This window comes from Streptomyces sp. NBC_00557 (genome assembly GCF_036345995.1).
GTDB lineage: Bacteria > Actinomycetota > Actinomycetes > Streptomycetales > Streptomycetaceae > Streptomyces.
In genome coordinates, this window is the sequence record NZ_CP107796.1 from 5,741,098 (window position 1) to 5,754,627 (window position 13,530).

Consider the following 13,530-nt stretch of genomic DNA (forward strand, 5'->3'; position numbering starts at 1 on the left):
GGAGCCTATCTGCCGTCATCGGCCGTCCCGTTAGCGACCAGCGTGACACACCAGACCAGCACACGGCCTTCACCAACGAACATCGCGTCGAGAGCAGGGCGTTGGCAGAGCCACGGGGTCGGTCGGCATGTGAACAGGGACGTCCGGCCCTGCCTGCACCGCCTCCTCACGAGTTCACTGACGGTTACAGGTGCCGACCGCATCCCGTCGGCGCTGTGCCGTGCGCACACCGCTGCCGCCTCATGGGCGGGGCCGCTGCACGGCTGTTGACCACAGTCGGCCGCCCGTGGCAGTGGGTGGCAGAACGGAGGGACGTCATGACCGACGCTCCGCAGCAGTCCCGGGCCTACCTCGTTGGCGGCGGTATCGCCTCCCTGGCAGCCGCCGCCTTCCTGATACGCGACGGCGGCTTCCCCGGCCAGAACATCCACATTCTCGAGGAACTCCCGGTCGCAGGTGGCTCCATGGACGGCCGCGCTGAGCCCGCCGGATACGTCACCCGGGGCGGCCGCATGCTGGAGGACGAGGCCTACACGTGCCTGTGGAACCTCCTGGAGACCATCCCCACCCATACCGACGAGACCGTGTCGGTGCGCGAGGAGATCCACGAATTCAACGCCAAGTGGCCCACCGATGCCAAGGCCCGTCTGATCGGCAAGGGCGCCGAGATCCTTGACGCCTCCGACTACGGCCTCGACACCCGGGACCGCATGGAGCTGACCCGGCTGCTCGTGCTCCCGGAGGCGGTGATCGGGGCGCGCCGGATCGAGGACTTCTTCTCCCCGCACTTCTTCGAGACCAACTTCTGGGCGATGTGGCGTACCACGTTCGCCTTCCAGAACTGGCACAGTGCCATCGAGCTCAGGCGCTACTTCCTGCGTTTCATGCAGGAGTTCCCGCGCATGCACACCCTGGCGGGCGTGCGCCGCACCCGGCTCAACCAATACGACTCGATCATCCGCCCGCTTGAGGCCTGGCTGGAGGCGCGCGGCGTTCGCTTCGAGCACGGCGTGCGGGTCACCGACGTCGACTTCGTCACCGAGGAGGACGGCAGCCGGCGGGTGCGACGCCTCCATGTCGACCGTGCCGGGTATCCGGACGCGTACGACCTCGGCGATGCCGACTACGCGTTCCTCACCCTCGGCTCGATGACCGCCGACGCAGCCTACGGCAGTGACGACACCGCACCCGAGCTGATCCGTGACAAGCGTGACGGCGGATGGCGGCTGTGGGAGACGATCGCTGCCAAGGCGGACGACTTCGGGCGCCCGGCTGCCTTCTACGGCAACGTGGACGAGGCGAAGTGGGAGTCGTTCACCTTGACCATGCGCAGCCCTCTGCTCCTGCACCGCATCGAGGAGTTGTCCGGCAACCTCCCCGGCACCGGCGCGCTGATGACGTTCAAGGACTCCAACTGGCTGATGTCCATTGTCGTACCGCACGCGCCGCACTTCGAGGGACAGCCCGAGGACGTCTACACCCTGTGGGGCTACGGGCTCTTCGTCGACAACGAGGGCGACTTCGTCGGCAAGACGATGGCCGAGGCCACCGGCCGGGAGATCCTCACCGAACTGCTCAACCACCTCGGCCTGTGGGACATCGAGGAGCAGGTCGCGGCGACGACGACGGTGATCCCGGTGATGCTGCCCTACATCACCAGCCAGTTCGCCCCGCGCACCACACACGACCGACCGCTGGTCATTCCGCGTGGCGCCGCGAACTTCGCCTTCCTCGGCCAGTTCACGGAGATCCCGGAGGACGTCGTCTTCACGGTCGAGTACTCCGTCCGTGGCGCCATGCACGCCGTCTACGGCCTGCTCGGCCTCGACCGCGAGATCCCTGGCATCTACCACGCCCTCGCCGACCCGAAGACGGCCATCGGCGTGCTCAAGGCCGCCCTGGCCTGACCTGTAGTCGGCCCGACCGCAGGTGAGGACGCGTCGCCGGCCCAGGTTTCCTCCTGCTGCTGTTGGTGACCCGTTCGAAAAACCAGGCCCGGCTTCCGTCGAAGGGGCGCACCGGGCTGCCGTCTTGTGATGGGCATCACGTCTCGCCTGGGGGACCGGACCGAGGGGCCCAGTCCTCCAGGGCGGTTCGGCCCTATTCCGGGTGGCGGCTACCCCGGATGATCGATGTGCCGGTCGGACCCGCACGACGGATCCCGGCTGTGACGGTGAACGCCGTCCCTCTACCTATCCACATCTCAGGGGAGTTCCATGCTTTCGCCCGAGTCGGCCGCTGTCGTTCGCGCCACCCTGCCCGCCGTCGGCGGGGCCCTGGACGAGATCACCACCCGCTTCTACGGCACCATGTTCGCCGAGCAGCCCGAGCTGCTGGACGGCCTGTTCAACCGCGGCAACCAGGCCAGCGGCGAGCAGCGCCGGGCGCTGGCCGGATCCATCGCGGGCTTCGCCCAGGCCCTGCTGGCCGACCCCGACGCCCGGCCGGACGCCCTCCTTGCCCGGATCGCCCACAAGCACGCCGCGCTGGGCGTCACGGAGGACCAGTACACCATCGTCCACAAGTACCTCTTCCGCGCCATCGGCGACGTGCTGGGTGAGGCCGTCACCCCGGAGGTGGCCGCCGCCTGGGACGAGGTGTACTGGCTGATGGCCGGCGCGCTGATCGCCCAGGAGGCGCGCCTGTACCAGGAAGCCGAGGTCGATCCGCGCCAGCCGTGGCGGCAGTGGACCGTGGTGGAGCGGCGCGAGGAGACCCCGGATGTGGTCTCCTTCCTGCTGCGCCCGGCCGACGACGGCCCCATGCCCAAGGCGTGCGCCGGTCAGTACGTCAGCGTCCGGGTGCTCATGCCCGACGGCATCCACCAGACCCGCCAGTACAGCCTGTCCAACGCTCCCGGCGACCGGCTGCGGCGCATCACCGTCAAGCGGGTGGCGAGCGTCGCCGACGCCCCCGAGGGCGAGGTCTCCAACCAGCTCCACCGCACCGTCCGAGCCGGCGACGAACTCACCCTGTCGGCCCCCTTCGGAGACGTGGTCCTCGACGACGCCGACAGCCCGCTCCTACTGGTCTCCGCTGGCATCGGCTGCACCCCGATGGTCGGCATGCTCGAACACCTCGCCGCCACCGGTTCGTCCCGGCCGGTGTGGGTCCTGCACGCCGACCGCACCCCCGCCGACCACGCCCTGCGCGCCGACACCCGGCGCCTGGTGGACCAACTGCCCGACGCGAAGGCCGAGTTCTGGTACGAGGAAGAGGCGGCCGAGGAACCCCGCGCCCACACTGGCCTGATGGACCTCGACGGCCTCGACCTGCCCACCGACGCCGACGTGTACCTGTGCGGCTCGCTGCCCTTCATGCGCGCCGTCCGCACCCAGCTGCTCCAGGTCGGCGTCCCGGCGCGCAGCATCCGCTACGAGGTCTTCGGCCCGGATCTGTGGCTCGCCCACGCGGAAGGCTGAGGGTTCCTGACGGCGTAGGCGCAGTGGCGTACGGCTGGACCAGGTCAAGGGCGATCCGATGGGCAGAGAACCCGGCGCTGTCGCCCTGGCGTGGCCAGGCTGCGCGGCCCGACCGGTGCTGATCCACGAGGGAAGTGGGGCCAGGCACAGCGGCCTCGACCACGGGTTCCAGCGGTCAACGCCCACGGGATGCGCAACTGAACCGCGTAAGGGCAGCCCTGGCAGTGGTCGTCGCGGCGAAGGACCGTCGGCCGCCCTCAGCGGCCGCCGTGGCAGGGCTGCTCGTCGTGCAGTTCAGGGCGGTCGGCCCCGGCTGAACAGTAGGTCGGATCGGGTCCTGGCCGCGCTCGCGGTGGGAATCAGCGTGCCGGAGCAGTAGCCCGCCTGCCGGGCAGCCGTACGTGAGCGCGCCCCATCCCCGCACCGGCTGCGGAAAACGGAGGATCGGCGGGGCGGTTCAGGGGATCTTGGCGACGGTCAGCAGGACGGCCGCATCCTCGAGGGCCTCCAGGCTGTGCCGGGAGGGCGGCACGAGGAGCAGGTCCCCGGCCATGCCCTCCCACACGTCCTCCTCACTGCGCAGCCGTACTCGGCCACGCAGCACCAGCACCGTTGCCTCGCCGGGGTTTTCGTGCTCGGCCAGAACGGTGCCGGAGCGCAGTGCCAAGAGGGTCTGGCGCAGGGCGTGTTCGTGGCCGCCGTAGACGGTCTCGGCGCTACGGCCGGCGGAGGATGCGGCGGCCCGTTCCAGGTGTTCGCGGACCCGGGCGTCGAGAGAGAGCTTCTGCATGGTGGTGTGTCCTTTCCGTCAGAAGGGGACGCTGATGCGGCAGCTGTGGCGTCCGCTGTTGCCGTCTTCGGGACTGCGCTGGGCCGGGTGATGCGGTGGAGGAGGCCGAACAGCACCGTACCGACCGACAGGCTGACCGCCGCGCCTCCGGCCGTGTCGCGGAGGCCTGCCCAAGGTCGGGTGAGCGCGTAGGGTGACAGGGAACGGCGAGGTGATGACGGCGTCGGGCGGCGCCAGGAGGAATCACCATGGTGCACGATCCGTCCAACGACAGTCCGCGGTCCGGGGCCTTTCCGGTCGGCGAGGCGTGGCAAGCGGCCCGGGACGGAGTGACCGCGCATGCGTCGCCGCTCGTTCTCGATCCACAACGGCTGCGGCAGCTGCTCGGCGCGGTCGTGGCGATGAGCGGTGACACGGACACCCGCGCCGTGCTGCACCGCATCGTGGAAGTGGCCGCCCATCTCGTCCGCGCTCGCTACGGGGCCCTGGGAGTGCTCTCGGAGAGCGGCAAGGTGACCGACCTGTACACCGTGGGTATCGACGACCCGCACCTGTGCGCCGCCATGGGCCTGCCGCAGGGCCACGGCCTGCTGCACACCATGACGGCCGACCGGCAGCCGTTGCGGGTGGCGGACGTGGCCGCGCACCCTCGTTCTGCAGGTTTTCCGGCCGGGCATCCGGTCATGCGCACCCTGCTGGGGGTTCCGCTGACGGTGCGCGGGACCGTCTACGGCGACCTCTACCTCGCCGACAAGACGGACGGCACGCCCTTCGACGATGATGACGAGCACCTGCTGACCGCACTGGCCAGCGCAGCGGGTATCAGCATCGAGAACGCCCGTCTGTACGAGCACCTCAAACGCGCTGCCGAGCACTTCCAGCGCCGTATGCTGCCCGTTCTTCCGGACCTGGCGCCGCTGCAGGCCGCGGCTCGCTACGAGCCCGCATCCGAGTTGCCCAGGCTCGGCGGGGACTGGTACGACGCCATGGTCCTGCCCGACGGCGCCACCTGTGTGGTGGTGGGCGACGTGACCGGCCACGACGTCGAGGCCGCCCCGCTGATGAGCCAGATCCGCAACATGCTGCGGGCGCTCGCCTTCGACCGGTGCGGGCCACCCGGCCTGGTCGTGTCGCGCCTGGACCGCGCCCTGACCATGTTCGAGGAGCCGCCGACCGCCACCCTGGTGTTCGGCCGCCTCGAACGGACCCGCGAGGGGTACACCTTTGGCTGGAGCAACGCCGGGCACCCGCCTCCGCTGCTGATCGGGCCGGACGGCAGCACCTGCTATCTGGCGCCCGCCCGGCACGGGATCCCGGTGGGCATCGATGCGTCCGTCCCACGGTTCAACCACACGCACCCGCTCCCGCCGGGCACCACCCTGCTGCTGTTCACCGACGGGTTGGTCGAGCGCCGCGACCAGGACATCGACACGGGGCTGGACGATCTGGCCGAGCACGCCGCCCACCTGGCCAGGGCCCCGCTGGAGGAGCTGTGCGACGCCCTGATCGCCCAAAGCCGGCAGGTGTTCGACGACGACGTCGCCGTCCTCGCCCTGCGCACCCCAGATGGTCCAGCTCGATGAGACGGCCACTCCCTCCGACCTTTCCCCTCCCCTCAGCCGGGGGAGGGGTGCGGCCAGTGCGCGAGGCTGCCGAGTGAGGGAGCGGATCGCGTCGCCTCCTCCGACGAGTGGTGGATCTCGTAGCTCTCGCGCATGCCGCTGAGGTCGAAGATCTTGAGTATCCGGCCAGAGACGGACGCGATACGCAGTGAGCCGTCGTGTTCACGAATGCGCTTCGTGACGGCCACGATCACGCCCAGCCCCATCGAATCCATAAAGGGGACGAAGCCCAGGTCGAGGACGAAGTGACGGTGTCCCTCATCGAGGAGCTTGATCACCGCTTCACGGATCATGGGGGAAGTGTGGGCGTCCAGATCACCGTCGACCTCGACAACGGTCCAGCCGTTCACCACGTCGTAGCTGGCCATCATGCTTTCGTGCCGGATGATGTTCGTTCGCATGGCCAACCCTCTCCACGTCCCCGGACGGCACCAGCCTCATCGTTGGCATCCCGCGTCTTCGTCACCGGTTCTTGGCCAGCCATTCGGCGAGGACGGCGGCCTGGCTGTGGTCCACATCCTTTGTGGCGGTCAGCAGCACAAGCTTGTCGTGCCCCGCCAGATCACGCAGATGTCCGGCTGCCTCGCGGTGCCCGGCGTCGCGCAGTTCTGCCAGGTAGCGGCGACGGAACTCGGTGAAGCGGCTGGGCTCATGGCCGTACCACTTGCGCAGCTCGCTCGACGGGGCGACGTCACGCAGCCACTCGTCCAGATGAGCGTCCTCCTTGCGCATGCCCCGGGGCCAGACCCGGTCCACGAGTACGCGCTTGCCGTCCTGCGGTGAGGTTTCCTCGTAGACCCTGTGGCAGGTGATCTGTTTGGCCATGACGGGTGCCCTTCCAGATCGGCCGGCCGAACCGACCGGCGAGTGGGGGAGCGTGGCCTCGTTCCCCTGCTGCGAAGGCGGATGTCTCCGTCTCGCCCATTTTACCGAGAGCCGAATCCGCAGCAGCGCCCGTGACACATGGGCCACGGTTCGGCACCCGCGCGATCACGCCTGACGTGAGAGAGGTCCGGATCGGTGTGAGACTGGCCGCGCAAGGAGTGATCCCCGTGCCGGACCCACCGCCCGCGTCCGCCGGTCCCGACACTGTTGTCGACGAGAACCGCCTGGAAGAGCTGATCATCGAGGCGCAGACGGCTCTGCCGGTCGAACTGCCCGACCTGGCGAACCGGTGCGCCTCGGCCCTCGGGCTGGAGACTGCGCTGATCTACCTCGTCGACCTGCAACAACGGCTGCTCGTCCCTCTCGACGAGGCCTTGGAAGCCGCTGCAGGTGGATCGCTCGTCGGCCGGTTGGGCGTACCGCACGGTCTCCCTGCGGGTGGACGCGGCCGACGATGGCCTCATCGTCTGGGTGCCTCTGGTCGACGGTTCGGAGCGGCTGGGTGTGCTGGCGGTGCGGACCGCCTCGCTCGACGGGAGGCGGATGCGCCGTAGCCGGATGCTGGCCCATCTGCTCGCCATGCTGATCACCTCCAAGCGCGCCTACAGCGACTGGCTCGCCGCCCGCACCCGCACCGCGACCATGGCTTTGCCCGCAGAGATGCTGCGGGCCTTCCTGCCACCCCGCACCATCGGCAGCATCAGGTGTGTCTCGACCGCGGTCCTGGAGCCGGCGTACGACATCGCCGGTGACGCCTTCGACCACTCGGTGGTCAAGAACGTGCTGCACACCATGATCCTCGACGCCATGGGTCACGATTTGATCGCCGAGTCGACCACGTCGGTCGCCATGGCTGCGGCGCGTAACGCCCGCCGCGACGGGCGCGATCTGGTCGACGTCGTCGGTGCTGTCGACCAGGCACTCGCCTGCTGGCTGCCCGAACAGTTCTGCACCGGTGTGCTGTGCCGGCTCGATGCAGAGACCGGAGTGCTGCGCTGGGTCAACTGCGGTCACCCCCCGCCGTTGCTGATCCGTGCCGAGCGGGTGCTCGCCGGGGCGCTGGACAGCCCTCCACAGCCGCCGATCGGCCTGGCCGGCCCACTCGCCCCGGCAGCCCGGAAGGTCCACGAGACGACCCTGGAACCGGGTGACTGCGTCCTGCTCTACACCGACGGTGTCGTGGAGGCGCACGACGTGGACGGCGCGGAGTTCGGCCTCGACCGGTTCACCGATTTCATCATCCGCTCCAACGCCGCCAGACAGCGTCCGGCCGAAGTGCTCCGGCTGCTCATCCACGCCATCCTCGACTACCAGCGCAACCAACTGCGCGACGACGTGACCATCGTGCTCTTCGAATGGCGTCCGCAGTACCAGTGACGCGGTACTGCGCCGAGCCTCGCTGGACGGGGACGCTGCGGTCCCGCAGAGGTACGGCGACGGTCAGGTGTCCGCCGAGCTGTTGGATGCGGCGGGCAGCATGGTCAGCAGCATGATGGTGGGCTCTGTGGCGCGGACGGTGTGCGGCAGCCGGGCGGGCAGGTGGATCCAACTGCCGGGCGTCGCCTCCAACTTCTCATCGCCGAGTACAAGGTCCAGCCGGCCCTTGATGACCTGGATGACGACGGGAAGGGCCGAGGTGTGCTCGGTCAGCTCCTGTCCGGTGGCGAACGCGAAGCCAACCACGCGCAGCCGGTCGTCGCGGTACAGGACACGGCTGAGGGTGCCGTCCTCGGGTACGGGAAGTTCGGCGGCCAGATCCTGGATCACGGTCGTGGACATGGGGGTCTTTCTCCTCAGGGCTTCGGCGAGGTGGGGACAGCGATGATGCTGATCGCGCTCAGATGGGCCTGGTGGCGGCGGAAGACGCGGCGCATCTCCACCACGCGGCGCCGGGTAGCCGGGTCGCGCAGGGCCCGGCCGGCGATGCGCGCGGCGTGCGTGAGCCCCTCGTCGGCGATGAGCCGGCGTGGTTCGAGCAGCGCCATCGGCACTCTCCGGCGGGCGGTGACCGTGAAGCCCTCGTCGGCGAGCAGGGCGACCCAGCCACGTGGGGTCAGCGGGCGGGCGCCGACGTGGATGGCCTCGCCCAGGTCCCTCGTGATCTCCTTGGCGTGTTCGGTGTCGAGGTCTTCGGGCAGCAGGCACATCTCGTGGATGGCGTACCGGCCGCCGGTGTCGGCGAGCAGCCGGCGTGCCTCTCGTACGATCCGGCGCTTGGCGGGCTCGGGCTGCATCGACAGCATGGCCTCCCCGTACACGACGGTGGCGCTGCCGGTCGGCAGTCCGGTGTCCGCAGCGTCGGCCCGCACTGCGGCCACCTCGGTCGCGCTGGGGGCGGTGAGGGTGCCTAGTCCCGCCACGGCGGCGGGGTCGCGGTCGACGGCCGTGTAGGAGCCCGGGTTGCGTGCGAGGGTGAGCCGGGCGGTGGCCCCGAGCCCCGCGGCCAGTTCCACCACCCGATCGTCCGGTCCGAGGGCCAGGTTGTCGAGCATCCACCGGGTCAGTTCCAGCCCGCCCGGGCGCAGCACGCGCTTGCCCAGACGGGCCAGCAGCCAGTGGCCGGGCATACGGGCGGCGTCCAGTCCGTCGCCCGGCATGGGGATGCTGTTCGGGAGGGCCTGAGGGTCCGTCGATGCCATGTTCGTGCCTCGCTCTCTGAGCGCACCGGTCTTACTTAGGTGAACCTAATTCGATGTGTTGCCCGGGTGCCGGGGCCGAAGGTCCCGACTGAAGGGCCCTGTGGGCCGCTCCTGGCGGGCTCCGTCGCGCGTCCCGGACGCGCTCGGCCGGTGGTCGTCCTCGTCGGCCCACCTGGCCGCGAGTTCTCCCGCGCGCCGGGCGGCGGCCGCCACCGCGTCGGGGCCGCCGCCCGCGCGGCCCGCCGCGTAGCCGACCAGGAAGGTGGTGAGCGGGGCGGCGGGCCGGGCCACGCCATGAGCGGCGTCGCCCGCGAGGCTGAGGAGGAGCGCCCGGTCGACCTCGAGGTCGATGCCCAAGTCGGTTTTCACGGCGGCGGTCCACTCCGCCAGTACGTCGTCCATGAGATCTCCTTCCGTGCGTACGGCCTGTGCACCGGCCTGCGAGGCCGTGCGGCGGCCGGTTAGATCAGGCTGCTCCAGTAGGGCCAGAACCGGGTGAGCACGAGCAGTGCGATCACCCCGTACCAGCCGCCGAGCAGCAGCAGGTGCGTGTCCTGGAGGAACCGGAGGACGCCGTTTGGCACCGGGACGATTCCCTGGTTCACACAGTGCTGGGCCACGCACCAGAAGACGGCGATGGTGACGACCCAGACGACGGCGCAGTAGGGGCAGATCTTGTTCACCTCGTACAGCGACTGCACGATCAGCCAGTGCACGAACACGACCCCCGCCAGCGCCCCGGCGGCCAGCGCGAGCCACAGCCGCCGGTGCAGGCGTGTCCCGGTGAGCACGGCGGCACCCAGAACGGCGACGGCGGCGAACGCGCCCAGACCGAGCAGCATGTTGGGAAAGCCGAACACACTCCCCTCAGGGCTGGACATGACGCTGCCGCAGCTCACCACCGGGCTGATGTTGCACGGCGGTTGGTAGGAGGGGTCCTTGAGCAGGCGCCAGTCGTCCACGGCGAGCTGAAAGGAGGCGAGCCAGCCGAGAGCGCCGGTCAGGAGAAGCGCCAGGCCGGTGCCGCGGCTCGCGCCCGACCCCTGGGTGCGCTGTGCGGCCGTGGCGTTCGGTGTGCGGGCGGGTCCGTTGATCATGTGGCGCGCTGCCCGGAACGGGTCGGCCGGGTGTGGAGCCGGGCGGCCGAACCGGCCGTCGACGTGGGCCGCCTCCGGTAGACGAGGTAGGGGCGGGCGAGGTAGCCGATCGGGACGCTCCATACGTGGACGAGGCGGGTGAACGGCCAGGCCGCGAAGAGCAGGCATGCGGTCAGCGCGTGGAGCTGGAAGAGCAGCGGAGCTCCGCTGATCGCCGCAGGGTCCGGCTGCAGGGTGAAGATGCCGCGGAACCAGACGGAGACGGTCTGGCGGTAGTCGTAGCCGGGCCCGAAGACGTTGTGCGCGGCGGTGGCGGAGATGCCCAGCAGAACGGTGGCGGACAGCAGAGGGAAGAGGAGCTTGTCACTGCGGTCGGTACCGAGCCGGATCCGGCGGGTCAGCAGCCGCCGGGCGCACAGCATGCCGAGTCCGGTGACCATGGCGACTCCCGCCACGGAACCCGCCCAGACGGCGGTAGTGTGGTATGTGTGCTCGCTGATGCGGGCGGCCTCGGTCCACGAGGCGGGCACGGCGAGGCCCACGACATGCCCGGCGATCACCATGAAGGCGCCGAGGTGGAAGAGCGGGCTGCCCCAGCGCAGCCAGCGGTTCTCCAGCAGTTGGCTGGTGTGGGAGGTCCAGCCGAACTGGTCGTGCCGGTAGCGCCACACATGCCCTACGACGAACACGGCCAGGCAGATGTAGGGAAACGCCACCCACAGCAGCAGGTCCGGTCCGCTGTTTGCGACGAGGGAAGAGGCGGTGCTCATCGGAGGCCTTCCGGGGAGGACAGGGGCGGCATGAGGGTGGGCGGGGCCTGCTCGGGCGGGACGAAGGTGCCGGGCGGGGCGAACTCCCCGCTTCCGTACGGGTCGAGGCCGACGTCCTCGTTGGGCGGTCCCTGGGCAGCCAGTTCGGCCACGGCTTGCAGGTCGGCTTCGGTCGCCGGCGGCAGGAGGCTGAGGAGGGCGGCCAGGACGTGCCGGTAGGGAGATTCGGCGTCGGTCAGGGCTCGGTGGATGAGTTCCAGTCCGCGGCGGTGCTGCCGCAGCGGTGCCTCGCCCGTTCCGGGACCGGTGAGGGCGGCGAACTCCAGGACGACGGGGAGGTGGTCGGGCAACTCGCCGCCTTGAATGTCCCAACCTGCGACCTTGTACCGGTTGGCCAGGGTGAGCAGGGCCATGCCGCGGCGGCGGGTGTCACCGTGCAGGTAGTACGTGAGATAGAGGCTGCTCTTGCGCCGCAGGTCGAACATCTCGACGTAGTGCCGCTCCAGCGCGTCGGGTTCCTGCGCGATGAACCAGGCGGTGAAGGCAGCCAGTTCCGTGGAGGCCGACGAGGGCGGCAGGGCCTCGACGGTGGCGGTGAGCGTCGGACGGGCGGCGGTGAGTTCGATGTCGGGGTACTGCAGCAGCAGCGAGCACAGCCGCAGCAGCAGGACGCGAGCCTCGGCCTCCTCGGGCGTGAGCCGGGCCGGGCGGCGTACGGCCGCTCGCAGACGCGTGCGGACGATGGCGGGAACGGTGGCGGGCAGCGGGCTCACGGACGGCCTCCGGCGGGGGCTTCGGGTGTACGGCGGCGGAGGGTGGGGATGCCGAGCATGACCTTCCGCTCGGCCGGCTCGTCGGAGGACTCCACCGGGCAGCGGTTCTCCATGGCGCTCAGGGCGGCCGCGTCCTCCTTGTGCGCGGCGGGAATGACGTACCGGTCCTTGTACTTGGCGACGGCGAGCAGCCGGTGCATGTCCTCCGCCTCGCGTACGGTAAGGCCCACGGCCTTCAGCGCGGTCTCGTCGCCCGGCTCACCGAGAATGCGCTCGCGCATGTACGAGCGCAGCGCGGTGAGCTTCATCAGCACCCCGGCGACCACGTCGGTGTCTCCGGCGGTGAACAGCTCGGCGAGATACTCCAGCGGGATGCGCAGCCTGGTGACGGCGGCGAACACGTGGTCGGGGTCGTCCTGGTTGCCGCCCGCGGAGGTGACGGCGTCCAGGACGGGGGAGAGCGGCGGCACGTACCAGACCATGGGCAGGGTGCGGTACTCCGGGTGCAGTGGCAGCGCCACCTTGTAGCGCATGACCAGGTCGTACACCGGGGAGCGGCGGGCCGCCTCCAGCCAGTCCTCCGGGATGCCGGACGCGCGGGCAGCCGCGATCACCTTTGGGTCATGCGGGTCCAGAAAGACACTGCGCTGGGCATCCAGCAGGTCCTTCTCGTCGGGGGTCGCCGCGGCCTCGCCGACGCGGTCGGCGTCGTACAGCAGCAGCCCGAGGTAGCGCAGGCGGCCGACGCAGGTTTCGGAGCAGACGGTGGGCTGGCCGGCTTCGATGCGGGGGAAGCAGAAGGTGCACTTCTCGGCCTTGCCGGTGGCGTGGTTGACGTACACCTTCTTGTACGGGCACGCCGTCACGCACATCCGCCAGCCGCGGCAGCGGTCCTGGTCGACCAGCACTATGCCGTCCTCGACCCGCTTGTACATCGCGCCCGACGGGCAGGCGGAGACGCACGCCGGGTTGAGGCAGTGCTCGCACAGCCGGGGCAGGTGGAAGAGAAACGTCTGCTCGAACTCGAACTTCACCTTCTCCGCCCATGCCCCGGTCAGGTTGGGATCGCCGCCCGCGTGCTCGGGGGCGCCGCCGAGGCCGTCCTCCCAGTTGGCGCCCCAGGTGATCGCGGTGGGCCTGCCGGTGAGGACGGAGCGGGGGCGGGCGACGGGGATGTCCTTGCCGGCGGGGGCGCTGACCAGGTTGTCGTAGTCGTAGGTGACCGGCTCGTAGTAGTCCTCTATGCCCGGCAGGTCGGGGTTGGAGAACAGGGACAGCAGGCGCTTCACCCGGCCGCCGGAACGCAGGACCAGCCGGCCCCGCTTGTCGAGCATCCAGCCGCCCTTCCACTTCTCCTGGTCCTCGTAGCGGCGCGGGTAGCCGACGCCCGGCTTGGTCTCGACGTTGTTGAACCAGGCGTACTCGACGCCGGTGCGGTTGGTCCACGTCTGCTTGCAGGTGACCGAGCAGGTGTGGCAGCCGATGCACTTGTCGAGGTTCATCACCATCGCCACCTGTGCCATGACGCGCAT

General features: G+C 70.0%; 13 protein-coding genes and 1 pseudogene. 4 read left to right on the top strand and 10 right to left on the bottom strand.

The features are described from left to right. Positions 1–317 precede the first annotated feature (317 nt). Together OG956_RS25090 and OG956_RS25095 are read left to right on the top strand one after the other, a co-directional pair. A complete protein-coding gene (locus OG956_RS25090) occupies positions 318–1,907 on the top strand; it encodes an oleate hydratase (protein ID WP_330340242.1) in 1,590 nt (529 codons plus the stop codon). Between the two features lie 309 nt (positions 1,908–2,216). After that, on the top strand, positions 2,217–3,422 hold the full coding sequence (locus OG956_RS25095; RefSeq protein WP_330340243.1) for a globin domain-containing protein: 1,206 nt from the start codon (positions 2,217–2,219) through the stop codon (positions 3,420–3,422). A gap of 457 nt (positions 3,423–3,879) precedes the next feature. Here the strand turns inward: OG956_RS25095 and OG956_RS25100 are convergent, their stop codons facing one another. Then, positions 3,880–4,212, bottom strand: coding sequence for a cupin domain-containing protein (locus OG956_RS25100; RefSeq protein ID WP_330340244.1), 333 nt, complete (start codon positions 4,210–4,212; stop codon positions 3,880–3,882). Positions 4,213–4,460: 248 nt separating this feature from the next. On the opposite strand from OG956_RS25100, the gene OG956_RS25105 reads away from it, so the two are divergent. Next, the gene (locus OG956_RS25105; protein ID WP_330340245.1) at positions 4,461–5,795 is read left to right on the top strand and encodes a PP2C family protein-serine/threonine phosphatase; all 1,335 of its coding nucleotides are present in this window, start codon (positions 4,461–4,463) and stop codon (positions 5,793–5,795) included. A gap of 32 nt (positions 5,796–5,827) precedes the next feature. On the opposite strand, the gene OG956_RS25110 is transcribed toward OG956_RS25105, so the two are convergent. Further along, positions 5,828–6,235 (bottom strand): STAS domain-containing protein, encoded by a 408-nt coding sequence (locus OG956_RS25110; protein ID WP_330340246.1) that lies wholly within the window; start codon positions 6,233–6,235, stop codon positions 5,828–5,830. A 61-nt stretch (positions 6,236–6,296) separates the two neighbouring features. Next, a complete protein-coding gene (locus tag OG956_RS25115; protein ID WP_330340247.1) occupies positions 6,297–6,659 on the bottom strand; it encodes a DUF488 domain-containing protein in 363 nt (120 codons plus the stop codon). Between the two features lie 227 nt (positions 6,660–6,886). Between OG956_RS25115 and OG956_RS25120 the strand changes: the two are divergent. Further along, positions 6,887–8,096 (top strand): annotated as a pseudogene (locus tag OG956_RS25120) (PP2C family protein-serine/threonine phosphatase). Between the two features lie 63 nt (positions 8,097–8,159). Here OG956_RS25120 and OG956_RS25125 read toward each other — a convergent pair. Genes OG956_RS25125 through narH form a run of 7 tightly spaced genes read right to left on the bottom strand, consistent with a single transcriptional unit; the run spans position 8,160 to position 13,530 of the window. Continuing rightward, entirely contained in the window at positions 8,160–8,498 is a 339-nt protein-coding gene (locus tag OG956_RS25125) for a cupin domain-containing protein (RefSeq protein ID WP_330340248.1), read from the bottom strand. A gap of 14 nt (positions 8,499–8,512) precedes the next feature. Beyond that, positions 8,513–9,358, bottom strand: a complete 846-nt coding sequence (locus tag OG956_RS25130) for a class I SAM-dependent methyltransferase (RefSeq protein ID WP_330340249.1) — start codon at positions 9,356–9,358, stop codon at positions 8,513–8,515. 45 nt (positions 9,359–9,403) lie between these two features. Then, positions 9,404–9,760 carry a DUF6457 domain-containing protein gene (locus OG956_RS25135; protein ID WP_443065603.1) on the bottom strand — a complete coding sequence of 119 codons (357 nt, stop codon included), beginning with the start codon at positions 9,758–9,760 and terminating at the stop codon, positions 9,404–9,406. Positions 9,761–9,819: 59 nt separating this feature from the next. Next, on the bottom strand, positions 9,820–10,455 hold the full coding sequence (locus OG956_RS25140) for a vitamin K epoxide reductase family protein (protein WP_330340250.1): 636 nt from the start codon (positions 10,453–10,455) through the stop codon (positions 9,820–9,822). Further along, the gene (gene narI / locus OG956_RS25145; RefSeq protein ID WP_330340251.1) at positions 10,452–11,225 is read right to left on the bottom strand and encodes a respiratory nitrate reductase subunit gamma; all 774 of its coding nucleotides are present in this window, start codon (positions 11,223–11,225) and stop codon (positions 10,452–10,454) included. The genes OG956_RS25140 and narI overlap by 4 nt, the downstream gene beginning before the upstream one ends. Then, positions 11,222–11,998, bottom strand: a complete 777-nt coding sequence (gene narJ / locus OG956_RS25150) for a nitrate reductase molybdenum cofactor assembly chaperone (RefSeq protein WP_330340252.1) — start codon at positions 11,996–11,998, stop codon at positions 11,222–11,224. Before narJ ends, narI begins: the two co-directional genes overlap by 4 nt. Further along, positions 11,995–13,530, bottom strand: a complete 1,536-nt coding sequence (gene narH, locus OG956_RS25155) for a nitrate reductase subunit beta (RefSeq protein ID WP_330340253.1) — start codon at positions 13,528–13,530, stop codon at positions 11,995–11,997. The genes narJ and narH overlap by 4 nt, the downstream gene beginning before the upstream one ends.

Coding starts and splice junctions, on each gene's coding strand:
- OG956_RS25090 (WP_330340242.1), top strand. CDS start 318: ATGACCGACGCTCCGCAGCAGTCCCGGGCCTACCTCGTTGGCGGCGGT.
- OG956_RS25140 (WP_330340250.1), bottom strand. CDS start 10,455: ATGATCAACGGACCCGCCCGCACACCGAACGCCACGGCCGCACAGCGC.
- OG956_RS25100 (WP_330340244.1), bottom strand. CDS start 4,212: ATGCAGAAGCTCTCTCTCGACGCCCGGGTCCGCGAACACCTGGAACGG.
- OG956_RS25105 (WP_330340245.1), top strand. CDS start 4,461: ATGGTGCACGATCCGTCCAACGACAGTCCGCGGTCCGGGGCCTTTCCG.
- narH (WP_330340253.1), bottom strand. CDS start 13,530: ATGCGCGTCATGGCACAGGTGGCGATGGTGATGAACCTCGACAAGTGC.
- OG956_RS25135 (WP_443065603.1), bottom strand. CDS start 9,760: ATGGACGACGTACTGGCGGAGTGGACCGCCGCCGTGAAAACCGACTTG.
- OG956_RS25095 (WP_330340243.1), top strand. CDS start 2,217: ATGCTTTCGCCCGAGTCGGCCGCTGTCGTTCGCGCCACCCTGCCCGCC.
- OG956_RS25125 (WP_330340248.1), bottom strand. CDS start 8,498: ATGTCCACGACCGTGATCCAGGATCTGGCCGCCGAACTTCCCGTACCC.
- OG956_RS25115 (WP_330340247.1), bottom strand. CDS start 6,659: ATGGCCAAACAGATCACCTGCCACAGGGTCTACGAGGAAACCTCACCG.
- narI (WP_330340251.1), bottom strand. CDS start 11,225: ATGAGCACCGCCTCTTCCCTCGTCGCAAACAGCGGACCGGACCTGCTG.
- OG956_RS25130 (WP_330340249.1), bottom strand. CDS start 9,358: ATGGCATCGACGGACCCTCAGGCCCTCCCGAACAGCATCCCCATGCCG.
- OG956_RS25110 (WP_330340246.1), bottom strand. CDS start 6,235: ATGCGAACGAACATCATCCGGCACGAAAGCATGATGGCCAGCTACGAC.